Consider the following 21714-nt stretch of genomic DNA (forward strand, 5'->3'; position numbering starts at 1 on the left):
CGGTCTCAGGACCGGGGGCGTCGACGCGAGCGGATGCGGCGCCACCCCGTGACCGCGATGGCCGCAGCCGCCAGCAGCGCGCTCGGCAGCAGGTTGCCGCCGGCCAGCACGAGCAGTCCGAACGACAGCACCGCCGCGACGATGGCCATCCACCAGCCGGCGGTGCGGCGCGGCAGGATCATGACCGCGGCCACCATCCCCGCCGCGTAGATCGCGACCATGTTGCTCGTGTGGATGAGGATGAACGGCTCGAGATCGAGCCCCGTGGCCACCATGGACGCGAAGTACACCAGCCCCACCGCGAGCGTCAGCACGAGGGCGCGACGCGGCGCGGCCCCGGCATCCGCCCCCTTCTCGAACCAGCGCGGCAGATCGCCGTTGCGGGCGAGGGAGGCCCCGAGCTTGCCGAACGCGGCGAGGTAGGCGTTGAGCACGCCGAGCGAGACGATCGCCGCGACGATGCCGACCGCGATGGGGCCGACGCCCGGCGCCAGCACCGAGACCAGGGTGAGCAGCGGCACCACATCGCCGCCGGCGGCCTCGCCGAGCACGCCCACGGTCGCGATCTGCAGCAGCAGGTAGGACGCCCCCGTCAGCACGAGCGCGATCGCGGTGGCGATCGGGATCACACGGCGCGGGGAGCGGAACTCGCCCGAGATGTGCGTGCCCACCTCCCACCCCGCGAACGCCCACACGAACAGGCTGATCGCGGTGCCGACGCCTGTCCAGCCGTGCGGCAGGAACGGGGTGAACCGCGCCGCCTCCACGGCCGGAAGCGCCAGGGCGACCACCGCGACGACGAGCGCGAGCAGCAGTCCGGTGAGCACGAACTGCACCCAGCCGGCGACGCGCACGCCGAGGAGGTTGGCACCGAAGGGCAGCGCGATCACCACGAGCGCCAGGCACGGCACGGCCCGCGCGTCGATGCCGGCGACGGCCACGACGTACTCGGCGCCGAGCACGGCGACCACGGGCATTCCGGCGCACACGCCGAACGCGAACCAGTACCCGGCCATGCGCGCGGCGGTGGGGCCCATGGCGCGGCGCACGTAGCTGGCCACCCCACCCGGATCGGGGTAGCGGGCGGCGAGCGCGCCGAACGTGCCGGCCAGCGGCACCGACAGCACCAGCACGGCGACGACCGCCACGACGGATGCCGGACCCGCCGAGGCCGCGGCGACGCCGGGCAGCACCAGCAGCCCGGTGCCGAGCACCGCGGCGATGTACAGCGCCGTGCCCTGGACCACGCCGATCGAGCCGGTGGGGTGCACGTCGTCGGCGACGGCCTCGGCGCGGATGCTCACCGCACCAGTCTTCCGCGCCCCACCGACACGCGCGTGCGCGCGGCCGTCATCGCGCGCAGGGCGACTGCCAATCGCTGCCGGATCAGTACCAGACGCTGAGGTACGGCGTGTGCGCGGAGGCGAAGGCCGCGTCGAACGTCGCAACGGCGGCGTCGGATGCCTCGACCAGCCCCGCGTCCCGCAGCGTCGAAGGTCGCACGCCGCCGAGCAGCACGGCCGCCAGCGCACGCACGTCGAGGACGACGTCGGGTGGGACCGTGGTCGGCGAGGCCGTGGCGGAGCCGTCGGCGGCGACCTCCAGCATCCACGTCCCGTCGGCGAAGCCGAGGTCGTCGTGCACGCGGATCACCCAGCGGCCCGGTGCGGCGTAGGCGCGCGCCGTCAGCGCGGCCGGTGCGTCCAGGACGCGCAGCCAGCCGTGATCGTGGCGCTGCTCGGTCGCGCCGCGCTGATCGGCGATCATCCATCGCAGCGGCTCGTCGGTGGAGCGCAGCGGCGCGGTGACGGTGCTCACGAGATCGTGCTCCAGGGCGAATCGCCACAGTGCGGCGTCGGCATCGGCCCCGTCGGCGAGGTGGTAGACGACCTCGAGGGTGTGATCCGCGAAGTCGTCCGAGCCGGCGACGAGCCGGTAGACGAGCAGTCCCCGCGGGGTGCCCGAGGCATCCGTCCAGCGCACCGCCCGCAGGGCGGCGACATCCTCCTGCCCGGGCATGATGCCGGCGTGGCGCCGCCACAATCCGTCCCACGGGCGGATCTCGCCGGGACGACCGAGCCGCACCCGCTCGTGCAGAGCGGGCAGTTCGGCGGCGACCACCTCGCGATCGAGATAGTGGAGCCGGCCCTCGGGGCGCGACCCGATCCAGCGGGTGCGCGCCGTGGCGAGCCTCCACCGCGTGGCGTAAACCGCGGGCGCGAAGCCGTACCGGCCGTAGATCGTCGCCTCCGAGACGGTGAGCCCGGCGATGGCGAGACCGGCGTCGGCGGCGGTGCGCAGCTCCCCCTCGAGCATCGTGCGGGCGAGCCCCCGGCGACGGTGCGTGGCGGCGACGGTGACGCCGCTGATCGCCCACATCGGGATGCTGCGCGCGCCCGGAAGCGTGAGGTCGGTGACCCACGAGTCGACCGTCGCGATCGGCACCCGCGGCGTGGGCGATGCGGCGTCGAACACCCCCGTGAAGCGCCGGAAGCCCAGCGCCTCGCGGGTGCCCGCGCGCCGCTCGGCAGTGCCCTCCCCCTCGAGGAACCCGCGCCCGATGGCCCGGAGGACGTCGTCGAACGCCTCCGGGTCGTCGGTGTCGAGCAGCCGGTAGTCGAGGCCGAGAGCGGATGCGGCGCTCCGGGAGGCCTCGTCGAGGGGCAGGGTCTTCCCGTCGAGCGTCATGATTCCACACTAGCCAGCCTCGCCCCGAGGTCCGCGGGAGCGGCGTCGCCCGGCGGAGAGGCGGGGATCGGCCGGGAAGCGGGCCAGGATGCCGCATCCGCCCGCTCCGCGTCCGACCTCCGAGTCCCGGACCCGCGGGGTGACGGGGCCGGGTCCCGCGGGCTCAGCCCTCCAGCGCCGCCTCGGCCGCCGCGACGGAGGCCGCGCGGTCGGCCGGGACGAGCCCGAGGCGGGTACGGCGGTCGAGCAGGTCGTCGACGGTCAGCGCGCCCTCGACCCGCACCCCCCAGCGCAGTTCGGCAGGGGTCACCCCGCGCGCGGCGGCGGGTCCGTCGGTCGCGAGGCTCGCCACGAACGGCGCCTCCGCCCCGTACCGGCGCACGAGGCGGTCGGGCGCGGCGATCTCGTGCGCGTGAGCGCGCGGCCACGCGCCCACCAGCGGCAGGCTGCGCGTGCGGCTCGGCTCCACCGGACCGATCAGCCCGCGACCGGCGGCGGCGTCCACGGCGTCCTCCGCCATGCGCCGATAGGTGGTGAGCTTCCCGCCGACGACGCTCAGCATGCCGTCTCCGGAGTCGAGGATCGCGTGCCGTCGCGACAGGTCGCTGGTCGCGGCATCCCTCCCCTCCGCCTCGTCCGGATCGTCCGTCACGTCCGACCCGTCCGCGGCCAGCAGCGGACGCAGGCCCGCGAACGTGGCGAGCACGTCGGCGCGCTCGAGCGGGAGCGCGAGCACCGTGTTGACGGTGTCGAGCAGCATCCCCACCTCCTCGTCGGTCGCGTGCGGCACGTCGGGCACGGGCCCCGCGGCCGGCACGTCGGTGAGGCCGATGTAGGCGCGGCCGTGCAGCGCGGGCACCGTGAAGACGAACCGGCTCGACGAGCCAGGCACGGGCACCGTGAGGGAGGCGTGCGCCCCGCCGAGCCGGGCGGCGTCCACGACCAGGTGCGTACCGCGACTCGGCCGCAGTCGCACCGCGGGGTCGAGCGATCCCGCCCACACCCCCGTCGCATTCAGCACGGCGCGGGCCCGCACCGCCACCTCGGCGCCCGTGCGCACGTCGCGCAGCAGCGCTCCGTCGCCGTCGGCGCGCACCGCCTCGACCCGGGTGAGGACGGATGCCCCGTACCCGGCCGCCGTGCGGGCGATCGCGACCACCAGGCGGGCGTCGTCGATCAGCTGCCCGTCCCACCCGCGCAGGCCCGCGCGCAGCGCGTCGGTGCGCACAGCGGGGACGAGCCGGGCGGTCTCGGCGGCGCTCAGCGGTCCGGGCGCGTGCAGCACGGCGTCGGGAGTGCCCACCAGTCGCCGCAGTCCGTCGCCGAGGCAATAGCCGAGGCCGATGTAGGCGCCGCGCGCCACATGGCCCGGCGCATACAGCGGCAGCACCTGGGCGAGCGGGCGGGTGAGGTGCGGGGCGATCCGCGTCATCAGGAGGTGGCGCTCGGCGGCCGATTCGTGGGCGATCGCGAACTGTCCGGACGCCAGGTAGCGCAGGCCGCCGTGCACGAGCTTCGAGCTCCACCGACTGGTGCCGAAGGCGAGGTCGTGCCGCTCGACCAGCACCGTGCGCAGGCCCCGGGAGGCGGCGTCCAGCGCGATGCCGGCCCCGGTCGCACCGCCGCCGATCACGAGCACGTCGATCGTTCCGGCCGCGGCGAGCGCGTCGAGCTCACGCGAGCGGCGCGCCGCGTGCAGGGCGGAAGGGAACGGGGTGCGCCCGACGATGCGTGCGGTCACGCCGCCGCCAGGTAGCCGCGCAGGGCGGCGCCGAGCTCCGCGCGCCACCCCTCGTCATCGAGCCACTCCGCCACGAGCGGCGCGGACTGCACGGCCGACTGCGCGATCAGCAGCACCATCGCCGCCTGCCGCGCGGGATCGCCGGCGCGCACCTGTCCTGCCCGCCGCCCCGCGTCGATCCGCGCGGTCAGAGCGGCGAGGATCGCGCGCTGGCTCGTGCCGAGCCGCTCCAGCACGTAGCGTCCGAACAGCTCGGGATCGGTGTCGCGCAGGCGCTCGACCAGCGGCATCCGCCGGATGCGGTCGGCTGTCGCCACGAGCGACCCGACGAGGTCGTCGACGGATGCCGCCTCCGCACCGTCTGCGGGCATCACCGCGAGGATCTCCCGGGTGACCAGTGCGGCGAAGACCGCCTGCGCGTCGGGCCAGTAGCGGTAGAGGGTCTGGCGCGCGATCCCGCAGCGCCGCGCGATATCGGAGACCGTGGTGCGGCGGATGCCGTGCGCGAGCACCTCGGCCAATGCCGCGTCGAGGATCGCGGTCTCGGTCGCGGGGACGCCGTCAGCCATGTGACAACCATACATAACGTGTCATACTGTCGCCATGGATGCGATGCAGCCCCATCCCGTGACCCCGCTGGCCGTGCCCGCCCCCGCGCCGCGCATGCGCTGGGACGCCTGGGGCGACGGCCGCCACGACGGCGGGCTGCCTCCCGGAGCCAAGACCCTCGTCTCGGCCCTCCTCCCGGGCAGGGCGCACCCGGTCGCGCGTCGGTCCCTCGACGACGTCGTGCTCAGCCCCTCGACCCTCGACGACGACGACCTCGCGGCGCTCGGCGCGATCGTCGGCGCCGCGCGCGCCACGCGCGACGACACCGCACGGCGGGGTCACCTCGGCGGCAAGAGCACGCCCGACCTGCTCGCCCGACGCGCCGACGGCGTGCAGACGGCGCCCGATGCGATCGTCTCCCCCGCCGACCACGACGAGGTGGCCGCGGTGCTGCGGGAATGCGCGGCGCGCGGCATCGCGGTCGTGCCCTTCGGCGGCGGCACGAGCGTCGTGGGCGGCGTCGCCCCGGAACGCGGTGGGCACGGAGCCGTGATCGCGCTGGATCTGGCGCGGACAGCCGCGCTGTGGAGCCTCGACGAGGTGTCCCTGCTCGCGACGTTCGGGGCGGGCACCACCGGACCCCAGGCCGAGGAGCTGCTCGGCGGGCGCGGCTACACCCTCGGCCACTTCCCGCAGAGCTTCGAGTTCGCCTCCCTGGGCGGGTTCGCCGCCACCCGTTCGAGCGGACAGGCCTCCCGGGGCTACGGCCGGTTCGACGACCTCGTGCACGCGCTGCGCGTCGCGACCCCGGCCGGCGACCTCGACCTCGGGCGCGCACCCGCCAGCGCGGCGGGGCCCGATCTGCGCGAGCTCTTCCTCGGCTCGGAGGGGGCGTTCGGCGTGCTCACCGAGGTGACGGTGCGCATCCGCCCGCGCCCCGCCGCCACGCGCTACGGCGCCTGGACGTTCCCCGACTTCGCCGCCGGAGCCGCCGCCCTGCGCGAGGCGACGCAGCGCGGCATCCGTCCCACCGTCCTGCGCCTGAGCGACGAGATCGAGACCCGCACGAACGCCGCGATGGGCGGGCACTTCGCGCGGATGCGCGGGTGCCTCGCCGTCGCCACGTTCGAGGGCGCGACCGCGACCGAGGCGGATGCCGTCGCCGCCGCCACCGCCGAGATCTTCGCCGCGCACGGGGCGAAGCCGCGCGGCGAGGATCCGGCCCGCTCCTGGGAGCGCGGGCGGTTCGCCGCCCCGGCGCTGCGCGACACGCTGCTCGACATCGGCGTGCTCGCCGAGACCCTCGAGACGGCGACCACGTGGGCGCAGCTGCCGGTGCTCAAGGCCGCCGTGACCGAGGCGCTCATCGGGAGCCTGTCGGCCGCCGGCACCAAGCCGATCGTGATGTGCCACATCTCGCACGTCTACCCCGCTGGCGCGTCGCTCTACTTCACGGTGGTGGCCGCGCTCACCGATTCTCCGACGACCCAGTGGACCGAGGCGAAGGATGCCGCCTCCCGCGCGATCCTCGCCTCCGGCGGCACGATCACCCATCACCACGCCGTCGGCCGCGATCACCGTCCCTCCCTCGTCGGCGAGGTCGGAGAGCTCGGGGTCGCCGTGCTGCGCGCGGTGAAGGACACCCTCGATCCGCGGGGGATCATGAATCCCGGCGCGCTGATCGCGGCGGAGGGGGCATGAACCTCGCGCTGCTGACGAACCCCGCCGCCCGGGCCGGCGCCCGCACGCGCGCGGCGGAGGAGGTCGCCGAACGACTGCGCGCCCGAGGCATCCGGGTCACGGTGCTGAGCGGCGGGAGCACCGCGGAATCCGCCGATCTGCTGCGCACGGCGCTGGAGCTGGGCACCGACGCCGTCGCGGTGGCCGGCGGCGACGGCACTGCGCATCTCGCGGTCCAGGTCCTCGCCGGCACCGGGGTGCCGCTCGGGATCGTGCCGATCGGCACGGGCAACGACCTCGCCGCCGCAGTGGGACTGCGCGAGCTGGATGCCGCCGGCGCCGCCGACACGATCGCGGCCGGGCGCACCCGCACGATCGACCTCGCCCGGGTCGTGCGCGCCGACGGCACGCACGAGCACTTCGCCACGGTGCTGGCCAGCGGGTTCGACTCGCGCGTCAACGACCGCGCGAACGCGATGCGCTGGCCGCGCGGCGGAGCGCGGTACAACATCGCGATCCTCGTGGAGTTCCTCACCCTCCGCGGCATCCCCTACGCCCTCGAGCTCGAGCACGTCGACGGGCGGGTCGAGCGCATCGACGGCGATCTGGTGATGGCCACGGTGGGCAACGGTCCGACCTACGGCGGCGGCATCCCGATCTGCCCCGCCGCCGATCCGGGCGACGGAGTGCTCGACGTGACGATCGTGCGGCCGGGCGGGCGGCTCCGCCTGCTGCGACTGCTTCCCCGCGTGTACCGCGGAACGCATACGACCGTCTCGGAGGTGTCGACCTTCCGGGTACGGCGGGTGCGACTGGACTCCCCCGGCGTCACCGCCTATGCCGACGGCGATCCGATCGGCACGCTGCCGCTCGAGGTCGAGGTCGTGCCGGGCGCCCTCACGGTGTTCGCGCGCGACTGAGCGGGCGGGCGGGGCTCAGAGCCCCATCGCGGGGGCGAGCACCGCGAACCCCTGGACGAGCCCCTGGTCGAGCGCCGCCCCGACGTGGCCCGCGCCGGGGATGGTCACCACCTGCACCGTGAAGCCGGCGGCCCGCGCGGCATCCGCATTCCGGTTCTGCCCCGGGCCGTACAGGTCGTCGTCCGAGCCCAGCGTGAACACGGCGGTGTGCCCGTCGAACAGCCCCGGATGCGCCGCGGCCTGCGCGGCCATGACCGCGGCGGGCTTGGCGGCCTCGAATGCCGCGCTGTCCCCGCCGAACACCGCCGCCGTGGTGGCTGCCACCGTCTCGGATCCGGGGAACTCGTTGCCCGAGACGTCCAGAAGGCCGCCCCACACGTCCGGGTGCTGCGCGGCCCACAGCACCGCGCACGATCCGCCGTTGGAGTACCCGCCGATCGCCCGCGCCGATACGGCGTCGATCACGTTCAGCCGCGCCTTGGCGAACGCGGGGATCTCCACGTTGAAGTAGCTCGACACCGCACCGAAGCGCTCGGAGTCGTGGCAGGCCGGGTCGACCGTGGGACCGGTGAGCTGGTCGGCGACGATCGCGATCGGCGCGAGGCCGCGGTGCTGAGCGGCGTAGGCGTCGAGCGTGCGCGCGATCTGCGTGGGCTCGGGCGAGCCCGGCTGGCCCATCATGAACACCAGCAGGGGCAGCTTCGGCGGATCCTTCACGAGTGCGGCGGGCGGCAGGTAGATCGATGCGTCCCGCGCCTCGAACCCGGGCGACGGGATGCGGGCGTCGTCGCTGAGCGCACCCACCTCGCCGTGCGCGGGCATGTCGGCGGGCGGCGTCCAGGAGGACAGGTCGGATGCCGCACCCGCCGTCGTGAGCGCCGGCAGGGCGATGGGCGGCACGGCTTGGACCCCGATGATCGCGGCGAGGTTGTGCGTCACGTCGATCGCCCGGTTCACGCCCAGCGCCCCCAGCAGCACCGACACCACGACCAGCAGGGCGGCCGGCACGGTACGACGCCGACCGCCGCCCCACAGCGCCGCGACGCCGGCGCCGGCGAGGGCCAGACCCACCCCCGCCCAGACCCCGGCCTGCTGCGGGATGCCGATCCCGAACGTGCGGGTGGCATCGAAGACGATCGCCGCGCCGGCGCCGACTGCGGCACCCGCCACCGCCCCCACCGCGAGCCGCAGCGGATGCCGCGGTCGCGGGAGCACGACCAGCACGAGCAGCGCCAGCGCCACGAGTCCCACCACGGGGACCACGGGGCCGTCGATCAGCTCCAGCCCGAGGATGCCGTAGATCACCGATGCTCGCCGCGGGGAGCCAGGATCGTGCGGGCGACGGCGAGGTACTCCCGGGTGGACGCATCGGGCAGGTACGCGCGGCCGACGGCCGCGCCGATCGCCGGCAGCTCCACCGAGTCGGCGTAGGTCATGTAGAGGGTGCGGTACTCGGGGAGGAACTTGCTCTTGAACCGGAACAGCGACGCGAAGCCGTAGACCGGCTCGAGCGCCCCGCCCAGCCAGCCCAGGAACGACGAGAGCGCCGTGGGATCGGGGGCGGCCTCCCCCTCGGCGAGCGGACGCGTGGCCAGCGGCGCACCGGAGAGGCTGAGCACCTGAACGCCCTGCTCCTTCATGAGCAGTGCCGCCTTGGCGATGAGGAACTCCATCACCCCGTTGGGCGCGTCGTCCCGGCGCCGCATGAAGTCGAGCGTCCAGCCGTGGATCTCACCGTCGCGCCACGACGGCATCCAACTGGTCACCGCCTGCAGGCGGCCGTCGGCGTCGATCGCCAGGAGCAGCGCGACATCCGGGTCCTTCAGCTCGTCGAGTCCGCCGAGGGTGAATCCCATCTCGGGCAGCGACTTGTCGGTGACCCACTGCTCGGAGATCTCGATGATCTGCGTGGCCGTCGCCGCCGGCAGCTCCCGCCACGTCGTCCACTGGGCGGTCATCCCCTCGCGCTCCGCACGGTTGAGCGGATGCCTCACCTTCTGCCAACGCTTGCCGACCATGTCGAGCCCGGGCAGATGCATGACGGTCTCCTGCCCGACCTCCAGGGCATCCCATCCCATCGCGCGGAACGCCGGGATGACGTCGTCGTGCACGCTGTAGAACACCGGGGTCCAGCCCTGCGCGATCGCGAAATCGGCGAACTGGCGCAGGGTCTGCCCGACGCGGTCGGGGGTGCAGATCGGGTCGCCGACCGCCAGCGCGATGCCGTTGACCACCCGGTACGCGACCGCGCTCTCGCGGTCGTCGCTGTACCAGTGCGCGTTCCCCGCCCACGTGCCCAGGAACGACAGGGTGCCGCCCCCGCGACGCAGCAGCGCACGATACGGGGTGGTGGCGGCTGTCTCGGGGTGCGAGGTGGCGTGGTACAGCCGCAGCGTCGCGAGGATCGCGATGATCCAGAACGCCACGCCCACCCACTGATAGACCAGCAGTGCCGGACCGCGGCGCGGGTACGGCGGCTGCGGGATGCCCTCGAGGAACTCCGGCGGGACGAAACGCCGCAGCCCCTCGGCGAACAGGTCGCCGATCGTGGGCCGCACGTCGAACGACTGGTAGGCGATGGCGCTCACGATCACGAACAGCAGCACGGACGCCACGAACGCCGCACCGACGGTGATCAGCCAGACCCGCGTCGCGCGGCGCGGCGCCGACACCCGGAACATGTGCCGGTTGATCACGAGAAGCGCGATCACGGTCAGCGGGACGAGCGCGGCGGAGCCCGCCCACAGCACCCAGGCGAAGGGGGCGCCTCCGGCGGGATCGGCGGCGGTCACGTCGCCGAGCAGCAGCGACAGGACCGCGTGCACGACCAGGGCGACGTTCACCCCCAGGGTGAGCAGCCACGCCGAGCGTCTTCCGAGACGGAGGCCCCACGCGGCGAGGACGAGCAGCACGAGGGGGACGATCGCCAGCAGCGCCGGCCCGAGGCCGCGGGTCACCACGAGCGCGAACTCGTGGTCGCACGAGGGCACGTACCGCACGTTGCACCGATCGACCAGGCGCTGATCGATCTGGGCGAACTCTCCGACGACGTAGGCGAGCGGACCACGGCCGCCCCCGGCGATGAGGGCGGCGAGCGGACCGAAACCCGTGACCGCGACGAGCGCCCCCAGCAGCGACCGGGTCTCGCGGGTGGAGCTGCGATGCCACGGCCCGCGGGGGATGCGGCGGGCCAGCCACGCGCCGGCGAGGAAGCCGGTGATCGCCGCCACCACGCGGAACCACGAGTCGACGTCTCCGGCGTACAGGGCGAACATGCCCAGCACGGAGAAGGCGATCACGCGGATGCGCCGGCGCCAGAGGGCTCCGGTGAGCGCCGAGGCGGCCACGATGGCACCGGCGATGGCCATCGGCGGGTCGAGCACGCCGGCCTGATCCGCGGCGAGGCTCACCTCGGGCAGCAGGGCCAGCAGCGACTGCAGGATCGCGCCGACGAACAGCGACACCACACCCGTCGCGAGCATCACCGCCACGGTGCGCGCGCTGCCGAGGATGCGTTCGGCGGCGGCCAGCACCGTGAGGGCGAGCAGCACCGAGAGGACGGCCTCGACGGGCGAGTCGGGCACCGTGAGCGCCGTGATCGCCGACCACCACGACAGCGGCGCGCTCCACGACGACGCGCTCCACGTCAGGGCGGGAGGTACCGGCACGCCCCACAGCGAGCCCGTCGCGACGCCCGTCACGAGCACGAGCAGAGCGAACCCCACGGCGACGGGGTGGCGCCGGGCGTATCCGACGATCGGAGCGAGCCGGCGCGGCATCCGCTTCGGGCGCGGCGTACCGTCGACGACCGCGCTCTGCGTCGCGCCGGACATGTGCTCCCCGTTCGTCATCCCTCCTCAGGCTAGGCCAGGTTCGCTATGCGGCGACTGTGCCGTCGCGGTGCGTCGCCTGTGATGGGGCGCGATGCGGTATCCGGCGCGGTTACCGTGGGGTATGGCCGACACCGACCGCACCCGCCCCGCCCTGGAGATCGCCGTCGTCTCCGCAGCGGGTGCGCGTCTGGCCGCCGACGCGGGCGCCGACCGGGTCGAGCTGTGCAGCGCGCTGGAGCTCGGCGGAGTCACCCCGTCGGTCGGCCTCATCCGGGCGGCGGTGGCCACCGGCATCCCCGTGCACGTCCTGGTGCGCTGTCGTCCCGGCGACGCGGTCTACGACGCCGACGAGGTGCGGACCATGACCGCCGACGTGCGGGCCGCCGTCGCCGAGGGGGCGGCGGGCGTCGTGGTCGGCGCGCTGCGGCCCGACGGCACGCTCGACCGCGAGGCGCTGGAGACGTGGACGGATGCCGCCTCGGCCTCCGGCGCGGAGGTCACCTTCCATCGCGCGATCGATCAGTCCTGCGCACCCGTCGAACTCGTCCGGGATCTGGCCGGGACGGTCGACCGCGTCCTCACCTCGGGGGCGCACGCGCGCGCCGTCGAAGGGCGCGATGTGATCGCAGCGATGTGCGCGGTCGAGGACGGACCGCAGATCATGGCGGGAGGCGGCGTGCGCCCGGTCGACATCGGGATGCTGGCCGCGGCCGGGGTGTCCGGGGTGCACCTGTCGGCCAAGGCGGCGTTCGGCTCGGCCGGCCTGGCGCTGGGCGGTCGGGATGACGGCACGCACCTGGTCACCGATCCGGAGGTCGTCCGGGCGGCTCGCCGCGCCCTGGACGCGCTGCGCTGACGGCGTCTCAGGCGGGGGCGGTCTCCGACGCCGACTCGCGCAGCCGCGCGATCACCAGCGCGCGCAGCTCCTCGGGGGCCGTCTCCTTGCAGGCGCGGGCGACCACCTCGGTGAGGGTGCGGGCGACGTGGGCCTCGTCCTGGCATCCGGGGCAGCTCGCAAGATGCTCCGCGATGTCGCGGTGCTCGGTCTTGCACACCTCGTTGCGGAGGTACTCCTCCAGGTCGCGTCGGGCCTTCTCGCAGCCGCAGTCGCTCATCTCTCTGCTCCAGTCGATACTCGTTCCGCGGGGGCGGCGGACGTGATGCCGCGCTCGGCCGCGTAGTCGGCGAGAAGGTCGCGAAGCAGGCGCCTGCCACGGTGCAGGCGGCTCATGACCGTGCCGATCGGGGTTTTCATGATGTCGGCGATCTCCTGATAGGCGAAGCCCTCGACATCCGCGAGGTACACCGCCAGCCGGAAATCCTCCGGAATCGACTGCAGGGCGTCTTTGACCACGGATGCCGGCATGTGGTCGATCGCCTCGGCCTCGGCCGAGCGACTGCTGGTCGCCGTCGTCGATTCCGCTCCCCCGAGCTGCCAGTCCTCGAGGTCGTCGATGGTGCCCTGATAGGGCTCACGCTGCTTCTTGCGATACGTGTTGATGTAGGTGTTGGTGAGGATGCGGTACAGCCACGCCTTGAGGTTCGTCCCCTGCGTGAACGTCTTCCACGAGGCGAACGCCTTGACGAACGTCTCCTGCACGAGGTCGGCCGCGTCTGCGGGGTTGCGCGTCATGCGCATCGCCGCCGCATACAGCTGGTCCATGAAGGGCAGCGCCTGCTCTTCGAACTGGGTGCGCGCGTCGACCGTGGTCTGTGCCTCGTCGTTCATCACGCGCCATTGTACGTCGGTGCGATCGGCCGTCACCGGGCGCTCGAGCGTTGCGATCATCGGCGCCTTTCTGGGGTCGGTCGTCGGGCTGTTCAGTAGGCTAGAAACCCATGAGCGCCGAGCGGTATTCCCACGACTCCCCCCGGGCGGCACGCCGCCGGGGCCGCTGGGCGGCGCCCACGTGCGAGGAGCCCCTCAAGGCCACCGTTACGGTGCCCGGCTCCAAGTCGCTGACCAATCGCGAACTGGTCCTTTCGGCGCTCGCCGACGGGCCCAGCCGGCTGAGCTCGCCGCTGCACTCCGACGACTCCGCGCGCATGATCGAGGCCCTGCGTGCGCTGGGCGTGGGCATCGAGGCCGTGCCCGGAAACGGGCACTTCGGCGACGACCTCGAGATCACGCCGGTGTGGCCGCTGCGCGGCGACACCGTCGTCGACTGCGGCCAGGCCGGCACGGTGATGCGGTTCGTGGCCGGGATCGCCGGGTTCGCCCGGGGCGATGTCACCCTCACCGCCCACGAGAGCGCGCTGCACCGTCCGATGGGTGCCATGATCACCGCGCTGCGCGACGTCGGTGTCGACATCGACGACGGCGGCCACTGGGCACTCCCCTTCACCGTGCGCGGACGCGGCCACACGCGCGGCGGCGAGGTCACGATCGACGCGAGCGCGTCGAGCCAGTTCGTGTCCGGACTGCTGCTGGCCGCCGCCCGCTACGACGTGGGCCTGCACCTCATCCACGCGGGCGAGCGTCTGCCCAGCCAGCCGCACATCGACATGACGATCGAGACGCTGGGTCACCGCGGCGTGCACGTCGAGAAGCCGGCGCCCGGCGAATGGGTGGTGCCGGCCGGTCCCCTGCGCGCGAAAGACATCGCGATCGAGCCCGACCTCTCCAACGCCGCCCCGTTCCTGGCCGCGGCGATGATCGCCGGCGGCACGGTCTCGGTCACCGGCTGGCCCGTGCACTCCACGCAGCCCGGCGCGATGCTGGGCGACATCCTCTCCCTCATGGGTGCACGCGTCACCCGTCGGGGCGGCGCGATGATCGTCACCGGCGGCGCGTCCATCGGCGGGGTCGACCTCGACCTGTCGGCGGCGGGCGAGCTGACCCCCACCGTGTTCGCGCTGGCCGCCTTCGCCGATGCCCCCACCACGCTGTACGGCATCGGGCACATCCGCGGTCACGAGACCGATCGCATCGCGGCGCTCATCGCCGAGCTGCGCGCGCTCGGCGGCGAGGCGCACGAGCTCGAGGACGGCATCCGCATCGTTCCGCAGCCGTTGCACGGCGGCACGTGGCACGCGCACCACGACCACCGGATGGCCACCACCGGCGCGCTGATCGGCCTCGCGGTGCCCGGGGTCGAGGTCGACGACATCGGGACGACCGCCAAGACCATGCCCGAGTTCCCCGAGCTGTGGCAGGCGATGGTGCAGGGTTCGCCCGAGCCGGGGACGGATGCCGCGCACGGCGACGCGGAGGACGCCGTCGCGTGAGCTGGCTCGGCGACGACGAGGACGACGACGAACCGGAGTTCGACGAGGCCGACATCCGGGTACGGCCCAACCCGAAGGCCAACCGACCGCGCACGAAGCGCCGGCCCGCGCACAGCGACGCCCGCATCGCGCGGGTGCTCGGCGTCGACCGCGGCCGCTACACCGTCCTGATCGACGAGGACGAGCCCGACGAGCGGAGGGTGCTGACCACCCGGGCCCGCGAGCTGCGCAAGGTGCCGATCGTCACGGGCGACCGGGCCCGTGTCGTCGGCGACGCGTCCGGAGACGAGGGCACGCTCGGGCGCATCGTGGGCATCGAGGAGCGCACGTCGCTGCTGCGGCGCAGTGCCGACGACACCGATCAGGTCGAGCGCATCATCGTGGCCAACGCCGATCAGATGCTCGTCGTGGTCGCCGCCGCCGATCCCGAGCCCCGCGCGCGGCTCGTCGACCGCTACCTGGTCGCGGCGCTGGATGCCGGCATCCGTCCGATGCTCGTCGTGACAAAAACCGATCTCGCCGACCCGACCGAGTTCCTCGAGCACTTCACCGGCCTCGACCTCGAGGTCTTCACCAGTGCACGCCGCGGCGACGGCACCGAGGACATGCCGATCGAGCGGATCGGCGCACAGCTGGTCGGGCATTCGACCGTCTTCGTCGGGCACTCCGGCGTCGGCAAGTCCACGCTCGTGAACGCGCTGGTGCCCGACGCGCAGCGGGCCACCGGCCACGTCAACGTCGTCACCGGCCGCGGCCGCCACACGTCCTCCTCGACGGTGTCGCTGCGCTACCGCGGCGAGGGCGGCTCGGGCTGGGTGATCGACACCCCCGGAGTGCGCTCGTTCGGCCTCGGCCACGTCGACCCGACCAACATCCTGAAGGCCTTCACCGACCTCGCCGCCATCGCCGAGGACTGCCCGCGCGGGTGCACGCACCTGCCCGACGCGCCCGACTGCGCCATCGTCGAGGCGGTCGACGAGGGCCGCGCCGGGCCCAACGCCGCCGCCCGTCTCGACTCGCTGCAGCGCCTGCTCTCCACGTTCGCCCCGGCCGCCTGAGCCCTAGGCTGGACGCATGGCTGACGTGCGACTCGAACCCGGCGACCTCGCCCCCGACTTCACCCTCGACGACCAGGACGGCCGCGCCGTCTCGCTCGCCGACCTCCGCGGCGAGAAGGTCATCGTGTACTTCTACCCCGCCGCGATGACCCCCGGCTGCACCACGCAGGCGTGCGACTTCCGCGACAGCCTGTCGTCGCTGCAGGGCGCCGGCTACACGGTGCTCGGCGTCTCGCGCGACAGCACCGCGCAGCTGCAGGAGTTCCGCGCGCGCGACGGACTCACCTTCGAGCTCCTCAGCGACCCCGACCACGCGGTGCACGACGCGTACGGCACGTGGGGCGAGAAGCAGAACTACGGCAAGACGGTGCAGGGCGTCCTGCGCTCCACGTTCGTGATCGACGCCGACGGCCGCATCGAGCACGCGCTCTACAACGTCAAGGCCACCGGCCACGTGGCCCGGCTGCGCACGATGCTCGGCGCCTGAGCGCGGCATCCGCTAGCGGCGGGGATCTCCGGATGCCTCGTCCCGCGCCTGACGCTCGACCCCGGCGCGGCGCGCGGCGAGCACCAGCAGGGCGAACACGACGATCGCGGGAACCGCGAGGGCGAGCCCGATGAGCGGGTGCGCGTAGGCACCGGTCACCGCTCCGAGTGCGACGGCGAGGATGAGCAGCTGCGTCACGATTCCGCCGCTGCGCCCCCACGACTGGCCGCGCGCGACGGCGAACCCGAACGCGGCCACCGCGACGGCCCCGACGGCGGTGAGCACCGCGAGCGCGATCGCGCTGGTGCCCGACTCGACCTCGCCGGCGGCGAGGGCCGACACCTGCGGGGCGACGAGGACCGCGATCGCGACGGCCTCCAGCCACAGCAGGATCGCGGCCGCGCGGGCGGCGCCGTGTGCGTTCATCTCCGACGGTCCTCCCGGGTCAGCGGCCTGCGTCTGTAGGGATCCTCCACCGCACGAGGGGAATGTCCAGAAAACATGGCAGAAACCTGCCGGACATCTCTTGATTCCGCCATTGTGCTATGGAACGATTGAACAAGCCGTGTGCTCCCACAGCGAAGTGGGGCGAGCATCGCTCGCACATCCCACCAGGGTAACGGACCCGAATCGGACCCTGAACTTCGAATCCTCTTCGTCAGAAGGAGCATCACCATGGACTGGCGCGACAAAGCAGCCTGCCTGACCGTCGACCCCGAGCTGTTCTTCCCGGTCGGCAACACCGGTCCGGCCGTCGACCAGATCGAGAAGGCCAAGTCCGTCTGCGCCCGCTGCACCGTGACCGAGATCTGCCTGCAGTACGCCCTCGAGACCGGCCAGGACTCGGGTGTGTGGGGTGGCCTCTCCGAAGACGAGCGCCGCGCCCTCAAGCGCCGCGCCGCGCGCGCCCGCCGCGCCAGCTGACCCGCGCCCCCGCGTCGGAGCGGATGCCTGGACCCCGGGCATCCGCTCTTCTGTGTCAGCTCTTCGAGCGGTCGATGTAACGCAACGGGATGTCGATCGTGACCTCCGTGCCGCTGCCCATGATCGTGTGCCAGTCGATCGTGCCGCCGAGCTCGCCCTGGATGAGGGTGCGCACGATCTGCGTGCCCAGCCCGCGCCCCACCTGGCCCTCGGGCAGGCCCACGCCGTTGTCGCGCACCTTCACCTCGAGCCGCTCGTCCGTGCGGTCGGCGACGATCTCGACGTCGCCCTCCTGACCGGCCAGACCGTGCTCGACGGCGTTGGTGACCAACTCCGTCAGGGCGAGGGCGAGCGGTGTCGCGTACTCGCTCGGCAGGGTGCCGAATCGGCCCGTCGAGCGGGTCCGGGCCTGCGTGGTCGGCGCGGCCGCCACCTCTGCCACGAGCTTGAGCACCCGGGCGAACACGTCGTCGAAGTCGACGTTCTGCGCCAGGCCCTCCGAGAGCGTGTCGTGCACGACCGCGATCGCCGATACGCGCCGCATCGCCTGCGTGAGCGCCTCCCGCGCCTCGTCCGAGTGCGACCTGCGCGCCTGGATGCGCAGCAGGGATGCCACGGTCTGCAGGTTGTTCTTGACCCGGTGGTGGATCTCGCGGATCGTCGCGTCCTTGGTGATGAGCTCCTGCTCCTGGTGGCGGATCTCGGTGACGTCGCGGCACAGCACGATCGCGCCGATGCGCGTGCCGTGGTCCTTCAGCGGGATGGTGCGCAGCGAGACCGCGACACCGCGTGCCTCGATGTCGGCCCGCCACGGGGCGCGACCGGTCACCACCAGCGGCAGCGACTCGTCGAACTGGCGCTTGGCGGGCAGGATGCGCGTGGTCACCTCGACCAGAGCCTCCCCCTCGAGCTCGTCGTCGAAGCCCATCCGATTGAACGCCGACAGCGCGTTGGGGCTCGCGAACGTCGTGATGCCGTCGACGTCGAGACGGATCAGCCCGTCCGAGGCGCGCGGCGCCCCGCGGCGGGGTGCGGTGGGCGCGTCGAGATCGGGGAAGTCGCCCGAGGCGACCATCCCGAAGACGTCGTCGGCGCAGTCGTTGAACGTGATCTGCTGCCGCGACGGCGTGCGGGTCTCGCCCAGATTGGTGTGGCGGGTGAGCACCCCGATGACGGCCGGCGCGGTGTCGCGCGTGCCCTTGCGCACGATCGGCACGGCCCGCACGCGGGTGGGGGTCTCCTCGAACCAGTCGGGCGACGCCGAGTCGACGATCGTGCCGCTCTGGTACGCCTCCCGCACCTGGGTGCGCCACTGCGGACGCACCCGGTCGCCGACGATGTCGCGGTAGAACAGCGTCGCCGCGCCGCCGGGGCGGGTGTGGGCCACGGCGATGAACGAGTCGTCGCCGGTGGGCACCCAGATCACGATGTCGGCGAAGGCCAGGTCCGCCAGCAGCTGGCCGTCGCCGGCGAGACGGTGCAGCCATTCGACGTCGGCTTCAGTGGAGCGCCCTTGGGCGTAGACGAGATCGCTGAGCGTCGACACTCCCCCAGCCTAGTTCCGGGCGGTGACCGCGCCGTTCGGCCCCCCGGCTCAGGCGGCGCGGCGGCGGCTGCGCCGGGAGCTCGCCGGCGCCGCGGACGCGTCGGCGGCCGGAGCGACGGCATCGCCCACGAACCTGCGCAGGGCCTGGGTGAACGGCGCCCGGGGCGACACGTCGGCGATCGGACGCGCCGCGAGGGTCGCGGCATCCGTCGACTTCACGTCCATCGGCAGGAACCAGACGTCCTCGACACCGCCGAAGCGGTCGAGCGCGCGGCGCACCTGCCCGCGCGGGTCGAGGCCCAGCGGCCCGGGCCGCAGACGGTTCACCAGCGAGACGACCCGCGTCGTGCCGATCGTCGCACGCAGCTCGGGATAGCCGCGCAGGAACCGCGAGATGCCCACGGGATCGGCGGATGCCACGGCCACCACGAGATCGGCGGCCCGCAGCGCCGCGAGCGTGGCGGCGTTGCGCCGCGGCCCGTCGAGGTCGCTCACGATCTCCTCATCGCGCTCGAGCGGGGCGGCCACGTCGACGACGGTGTGGTCGGCCCACTCCCGGCAGGCGGCGAGCGCCGCGGCGACACGTGACTCGCTGAGCTCGGGCCAGCGGGACGGGCGGTTGATGCCGGTGAGCACGTCGACGCCGCCGCGCCCGAGCGGCACCGAGATGCGGGTGAGCTCGCGGGCGTCGACGCCGCCGAGCTCGGCCTGCCGGCACGCTGCGGCGAACCCCGGCCCCTCATCGGCCAGGCCGAGCGAGAGGGCCAGCGACGGCGCGTGGGTGTCGGCGTCGACGAGTCCGACATGGCGCCCGCCGCGAGCCAACTCCGCGGCGAGCTCGATCGCGACGGTCGAGCGCCCGGGGGCGCCGGCCGGACCCCACACGGCGATCACGGACGACGGCTGCGGCCGTGTCGCGGCAGGGGTCGAGGGGAGAGGCACCGCGCCGACCGCGTCGAGGATGCGCCAGGCCTCGACGCCCGGCGGGAGGACCGGGCCCAGCCCGAACGCGGCGGCGAGGCGCTCGTCGGCCTCGGTGGGGCACAGCGGCACGATCCGCGCGCCGGCGCCGTCGCACAGCGCCACGGTCGCGCCCGTCAGGGTGGTGCGGTCGACGTGCAGCACGACCACCTCGGCGTCGGCCAGGCGTGCGGCGAGCTCGTCGGCCTCGGCGCCGAGCAGCCCGTGGTGCGCGAGGGTGACCAGCGCCGACGACCGCACCACGGCGGTCACCGTCGCCCCCTCGCGCTCGAGCTCGACCGCGAGCGTCTCGCCCGCGTGCCCGTCGACGGCGACGACGACCTTCATCGCCCGCCCGCCGACGGCACCACCGACAGCGCCGACTGGTCGGACATCGCCGCCAGCGCGGCAGCCACGTCGGCGCGCGGGATGACCAGTTCGAGCGACGCCGCGCCGCCGCCGATCATCGAGTCGTCACGGGTGACGGAGACCACGGTGGCGTCGGCCACGAGGATGCGCGGCGCGTCGTAGACGCCCCGCTCGCGCAACGGCGCCGCCCACACCTCCACGGTCGTGCCCGGCACGACCGATCCGGGCACGTCGACGGCGCTGCGCAGCACGACCGTGGTGGTGGTCGCGGCATCCGGCGCCCCCACGGCGCTGTGCGGCACGAGCTCGCCCGACGCGATCGTGCGGACGGCGACCATCCCCGCGCGCAGTGCGTCGGCCCCGACGTACGACTCGCCGAGCTGCCCGAGCGCGACCTCGACCACCCGCAGGTCGTCGGCGGTGAGCGTCTGCCCGGGCACGATCGTGCGCGCCGCGGCGTATACGGGAGTGGTCTGTCGGGCCATCCCGACGACGAACCAGACGCCGGCGACGGATGCCGCGATCAGCACGATGCCGAGGAAGAATCGGGCGTCGCTCCAGAACGCGCGCGGCCGGCGACGCGGGGGCTCGAGTGCTGTCATGCGTTCCATCGTGGCTCAGTCGCCCGATCCGGCTCCCGTGTTATCCACAGACGGCCCCGCCGCGGGGCCGGGAGGTGGACGTGTCGCGATAATGGGGACATGCCCGAAGCACCGGCGTCCGACGTGCGTCTGCTGGCCCCCGCCCAGGTCGCGGAGGTGCTCGGCGTGTCCGTCGACGAAGTCGTCCAGCTCGTTCTGGACGGACGGCTGCGCGGGGTGCGCGTGGGCTCCCCCGCCCGCTGGCGGGTCGAGGAGGCCAGCGTCGCGCACTACCTCGACGAGCAGGCCGAGGAGGCCCGGCGCATGGCGCTGTGGCGTCAGTCGAACGCCGCCAGCTTCCCCGAGCTGTGGGGTGCCGGCATCGTGCGCAACCCCGACTGAGCCTGTCGGCGTCTGAGCCGGTCGACGTCTGAGGTCGGGAACGGGTTCAGAGGAGTGCGACCGGGGCGTCGACGCGCACCCGGACGATCGCGTCGAACGGCACCATCCGATGCCCGGACACCGCGTCGGCCCGGCGCGCCGCGCCCGGGTCGTGCAGCGCGAGGTCGAGGTGGTCGGCACCGGCGCGATCGATGGTGCCGGTCAGGACGCGCCCGCCCCGCAGCGACACCGTCACCGGCAGCCGGCGCCGCGACACGTCGCGCAGCACGAAGCCCAGCGTCATGCGGTCCCCGAGGGTCGACGCCGCGCCCCCGTCCGCGCGGGCCGAGCGCAGCAGCTCGGCGTGCGGCATCCCGATGGCGACGATCGCCGCGAGCGGCACGATCATCGCCCCGGGCGGCCCGGCGGGTGCCAGCCCCACCCAGTCCGCCCCGACGCCGGTCACCGGCGCCACCTCGACCGTGCCGTCCGCGAGTTCGAACGACGGCGCCACCGACGGCTCGCGCTCGGCCAGCGCACGCAGTCGCTCGCGCATCGCCACACGCGCCAGGCGCAGGCGCTCCGCCTCGGTGTCGAGGGCGGCCCGCTCGGCCTCCCACTCGGAGGCGAGCTGATCCTCGAGGTCCTCGAAGAATCGGTCCCAGCGCATGCTCGGAAGGCTAGAGCACGAGGTCACGAAACGATGAGAAGTTATCCACATCGGCAACCTGATGCTTTCCTGAGAGTTCCCCCTGTGTTGTACTTCTGC

General features: G+C 73.7%; 21 protein-coding genes. 8 read left to right on the plus strand and 13 right to left on the minus strand.

Going from position 1 to position 21714, the window contains the following annotated elements:
- Positions 1 to 5: 5 nt before the first annotated feature.
- The 4 genes from ACSJDX_RS15205 to ACSJDX_RS15220 form a co-directional block, all read right to left on the minus strand.
- Positions 6 to 1304, minus strand: coding sequence for an APC family permease (locus ACSJDX_RS15205; RefSeq protein WP_438353473.1), 1299 nt, complete (start codon positions 1302 to 1304; stop codon positions 6 to 8).
- A gap of 82 nt (positions 1305 to 1386) precedes the next feature.
- The gene (locus ACSJDX_RS15210) at positions 1387 to 2688 is read right to left on the minus strand and encodes a GNAT family N-acetyltransferase (protein WP_438353474.1); all 1302 of its coding nucleotides are present in this window, start codon (positions 2686 to 2688) and stop codon (positions 1387 to 1389) included.
- A gap of 163 nt (positions 2689 to 2851) precedes the next feature.
- Positions 2852 to 4429, minus strand: coding sequence for a glycerol-3-phosphate dehydrogenase/oxidase (locus ACSJDX_RS15215; protein WP_438353475.1), 1578 nt, complete (start codon positions 4427 to 4429; stop codon positions 2852 to 2854).
- Complete coding sequence (locus ACSJDX_RS15220) at positions 4426 to 4998, minus strand: TetR/AcrR family transcriptional regulator (RefSeq protein WP_438353476.1); 573 nt, start codon at positions 4996 to 4998, stop codon at positions 4426 to 4428. Before ACSJDX_RS15220 ends, ACSJDX_RS15215 begins: the two co-directional genes overlap by 4 nt.
- Before the next feature lie 34 nt (positions 4999 to 5032).
- Here ACSJDX_RS15220 and ACSJDX_RS15225 point away from each other — a divergent pair, with 34 nt between their 5' ends.
- Complete coding sequence (locus tag ACSJDX_RS15225; protein WP_438353477.1) at positions 5033 to 6679, plus strand: FAD-binding oxidoreductase; 1647 nt, start codon at positions 5033 to 5035, stop codon at positions 6677 to 6679.
- The gene (locus ACSJDX_RS15230; RefSeq protein ID WP_438353478.1) at positions 6676 to 7578 is read left to right on the plus strand and encodes a diacylglycerol kinase; all 903 of its coding nucleotides are present in this window, start codon (positions 6676 to 6678) and stop codon (positions 7576 to 7578) included. The genes ACSJDX_RS15225 and ACSJDX_RS15230 overlap by 4 nt, the downstream gene beginning before the upstream one ends.
- A 15-nt stretch (positions 7579 to 7593) precedes the next feature.
- Here the strand turns inward: ACSJDX_RS15230 and ACSJDX_RS15235 are convergent, their stop codons facing one another.
- Both ACSJDX_RS15235 and ACSJDX_RS15240 read right to left on the minus strand, forming a co-directional pair.
- The gene (locus ACSJDX_RS15235) at positions 7594 to 8883 is read right to left on the minus strand and encodes an alpha/beta hydrolase (protein WP_438353479.1); all 1290 of its coding nucleotides are present in this window, start codon (positions 8881 to 8883) and stop codon (positions 7594 to 7596) included.
- Positions 8880 to 11429, minus strand: coding sequence for a phosphatidylglycerol lysyltransferase domain-containing protein (locus ACSJDX_RS15240; protein ID WP_438353480.1), 2550 nt, complete (start codon positions 11427 to 11429; stop codon positions 8880 to 8882). Before ACSJDX_RS15240 ends, ACSJDX_RS15235 begins: the two co-directional genes overlap by 4 nt.
- A 103-nt stretch (positions 11430 to 11532) precedes the next feature.
- Between ACSJDX_RS15240 and ACSJDX_RS15245 the strand changes: the two genes are divergently transcribed.
- Entirely contained in the window at positions 11533 to 12267 is a 735-nt protein-coding gene (locus ACSJDX_RS15245) for a copper homeostasis protein CutC (protein ID WP_438353481.1), read from the plus strand.
- Positions 12268 to 12274: 7 nt separating this feature from the next.
- Here the strand turns inward: ACSJDX_RS15245 and ACSJDX_RS15250 are convergent, their stop codons facing one another.
- Together ACSJDX_RS15250 and ACSJDX_RS15255 are read right to left on the minus strand one after the other, a co-directional pair.
- Complete coding sequence (locus ACSJDX_RS15250; RefSeq protein ID WP_438353482.1) at positions 12275 to 12526, minus strand: zf-HC2 domain-containing protein; 252 nt, start codon at positions 12524 to 12526, stop codon at positions 12275 to 12277.
- Positions 12523 to 13200: a sigma-70 family RNA polymerase sigma factor gene (locus tag ACSJDX_RS15255; RefSeq protein ID WP_438353483.1), complete on the minus strand. Its 678-nt coding sequence runs from the start codon at positions 13198 to 13200 to the stop codon at positions 12523 to 12525. The genes ACSJDX_RS15250 and ACSJDX_RS15255 overlap by 4 nt, the downstream gene beginning before the upstream one ends.
- Positions 13201 to 13250: 50 nt before the next feature.
- Here ACSJDX_RS15255 and aroA point away from each other — a divergent pair, with 50 nt between their 5' ends.
- The 3 genes from aroA to bcp are packed head-to-tail and all read left to right on the plus strand — an operon-like array spanning position 13251 to position 16184.
- Positions 13251 to 14639 (plus strand): 3-phosphoshikimate 1-carboxyvinyltransferase, encoded by a 1389-nt coding sequence (aroA, locus tag ACSJDX_RS15260; protein WP_438353484.1) that lies wholly within the window; start codon positions 13251 to 13253, stop codon positions 14637 to 14639.
- Positions 14636 to 15697, plus strand: a complete 1062-nt coding sequence (gene rsgA / locus ACSJDX_RS15265; protein ID WP_438353485.1) for a ribosome small subunit-dependent GTPase A — start codon at positions 14636 to 14638, stop codon at positions 15695 to 15697. The genes aroA and rsgA overlap by 4 nt, the downstream gene beginning before the upstream one ends.
- 16 nt (positions 15698 to 15713) lie before the next feature.
- Positions 15714 to 16184 carry a thioredoxin-dependent thiol peroxidase gene (gene bcp / locus ACSJDX_RS15270; RefSeq protein WP_438353486.1) on the plus strand — a complete coding sequence of 157 codons (471 nt, stop codon included), beginning with the start codon at positions 15714 to 15716 and terminating at the stop codon, positions 16182 to 16184.
- Between the two features lie 12 nt (positions 16185 to 16196).
- On the opposite strand, the gene ACSJDX_RS15275 is transcribed toward bcp, so the two are convergent.
- The gene (locus tag ACSJDX_RS15275) at positions 16197 to 16610 is read right to left on the minus strand and encodes a histidine kinase (RefSeq protein WP_438353487.1); all 414 of its coding nucleotides are present in this window, start codon (positions 16608 to 16610) and stop codon (positions 16197 to 16199) included.
- A gap of 249 nt (positions 16611 to 16859) precedes the next feature.
- On the opposite strand from ACSJDX_RS15275, the gene ACSJDX_RS15280 reads away from it, so the two are divergent.
- Entirely contained in the window at positions 16860 to 17108 is a 249-nt protein-coding gene (locus ACSJDX_RS15280; protein WP_018171995.1) for a WhiB family transcriptional regulator, read from the plus strand.
- A 55-nt stretch (positions 17109 to 17163) separates the two neighbouring features.
- Here the strand turns inward: ACSJDX_RS15280 and ACSJDX_RS15285 are convergent, their stop codons facing one another.
- The 3 genes from ACSJDX_RS15285 to ACSJDX_RS15295 are packed head-to-tail and all read right to left on the minus strand — an operon-like array spanning position 17164 to position 20585.
- A complete protein-coding gene (locus tag ACSJDX_RS15285; protein WP_438353488.1) occupies positions 17164 to 18654 on the minus strand; it encodes a sensor histidine kinase in 1491 nt (496 codons plus the stop codon).
- 48 nt (positions 18655 to 18702) lie between these two features.
- Positions 18703 to 19962 carry an AAA family ATPase gene (locus tag ACSJDX_RS15290; protein WP_438353489.1) on the minus strand — a complete coding sequence of 420 codons (1260 nt, stop codon included), beginning with the start codon at positions 19960 to 19962 and terminating at the stop codon, positions 18703 to 18705.
- A complete protein-coding gene (locus tag ACSJDX_RS15295; RefSeq protein ID WP_438353490.1) occupies positions 19959 to 20585 on the minus strand; it encodes an SAF domain-containing protein in 627 nt (208 codons plus the stop codon). The genes ACSJDX_RS15290 and ACSJDX_RS15295 overlap by 4 nt, the downstream gene beginning before the upstream one ends.
- A gap of 99 nt (positions 20586 to 20684) precedes the next feature.
- Here ACSJDX_RS15295 and ACSJDX_RS15300 point away from each other — a divergent pair, with 99 nt between their 5' ends.
- On the plus strand, positions 20685 to 20966 hold the full coding sequence (locus ACSJDX_RS15300) for a helix-turn-helix domain-containing protein (protein ID WP_438353491.1): 282 nt from the start codon (positions 20685 to 20687) through the stop codon (positions 20964 to 20966).
- Between the two features lie 46 nt (positions 20967 to 21012).
- On the opposite strand, the gene ACSJDX_RS15305 is transcribed toward ACSJDX_RS15300, so the two are convergent.
- On the minus strand, positions 21013 to 21615 hold the full coding sequence (locus ACSJDX_RS15305) for a hypothetical protein (protein ID WP_438353492.1): 603 nt from the start codon (positions 21613 to 21615) through the stop codon (positions 21013 to 21015).
- Between the last annotated feature and the right edge of the window lie 99 nt (positions 21616 to 21714).

The sequence above is a fragment of the Microbacterium fluminis genome, from assembly GCF_051549805.1.
Classification (GTDB): Bacteria; Actinomycetota; Actinomycetes; order Actinomycetales; family Microbacteriaceae; genus Microbacterium.

Excerpts from the sequence above, each read along its gene's own strand:
- ACSJDX_RS15210 (WP_438353474.1), bottom strand. The coding sequence starts at position 2,688 with ATGACGCTCGACGGGAAGACCCTGCCCCTCGACGAGGCCTCCCGGAGC.
- ACSJDX_RS15220 (WP_438353476.1), bottom strand. The coding sequence starts at position 4,998 with ATGGCTGACGGCGTCCCCGCGACCGAGACCGCGATCCTCGACGCGGCA.
- ACSJDX_RS15225 (WP_438353477.1), top strand. The coding sequence starts at position 5,033 with ATGGATGCGATGCAGCCCCATCCCGTGACCCCGCTGGCCGTGCCCGCC.
- ACSJDX_RS15230 (WP_438353478.1), top strand. The coding sequence starts at position 6,676 with ATGAACCTCGCGCTGCTGACGAACCCCGCCGCCCGGGCCGGCGCCCGC.
- ACSJDX_RS15240 (WP_438353480.1), bottom strand. The coding sequence starts at position 11,429 with ATGACGAACGGGGAGCACATGTCCGGCGCGACGCAGAGCGCGGTCGTC.
- ACSJDX_RS15245 (WP_438353481.1), top strand. The coding sequence starts at position 11,533 with ATGGCCGACACCGACCGCACCCGCCCCGCCCTGGAGATCGCCGTCGTC.
- ACSJDX_RS15250 (WP_438353482.1), bottom strand. The coding sequence starts at position 12,526 with ATGAGCGACTGCGGCTGCGAGAAGGCCCGACGCGACCTGGAGGAGTAC.
- ACSJDX_RS15255 (WP_438353483.1), bottom strand. The coding sequence starts at position 13,200 with ATGATCGCAACGCTCGAGCGCCCGGTGACGGCCGATCGCACCGACGTA.
- aroA (WP_438353484.1), top strand. The coding sequence starts at position 13,251 with ATGAGCGCCGAGCGGTATTCCCACGACTCCCCCCGGGCGGCACGCCGC.
- bcp (WP_438353486.1), top strand. The coding sequence starts at position 15,714 with ATGGCTGACGTGCGACTCGAACCCGGCGACCTCGCCCCCGACTTCACC.
- ACSJDX_RS15275 (WP_438353487.1), bottom strand. The coding sequence starts at position 16,610 with ATGAACGCACACGGCGCCGCCCGCGCGGCCGCGATCCTGCTGTGGCTG.
- ACSJDX_RS15280 (WP_018171995.1), top strand. The coding sequence starts at position 16,860 with ATGGACTGGCGCGACAAAGCAGCCTGCCTGACCGTCGACCCCGAGCTG.
- ACSJDX_RS15290 (WP_438353489.1), bottom strand. The coding sequence starts at position 19,962 with ATGAAGGTCGTCGTCGCCGTCGACGGGCACGCGGGCGAGACGCTCGCG.
- ACSJDX_RS15295 (WP_438353490.1), bottom strand. The coding sequence starts at position 20,585 with ATGACAGCACTCGAGCCCCCGCGTCGCCGGCCGCGCGCGTTCTGGAGC.
- ACSJDX_RS15300 (WP_438353491.1), top strand. The coding sequence starts at position 20,685 with ATGCCCGAAGCACCGGCGTCCGACGTGCGTCTGCTGGCCCCCGCCCAG.
- ACSJDX_RS15305 (WP_438353492.1), bottom strand. The coding sequence starts at position 21,615 with ATGCGCTGGGACCGATTCTTCGAGGACCTCGAGGATCAGCTCGCCTCC.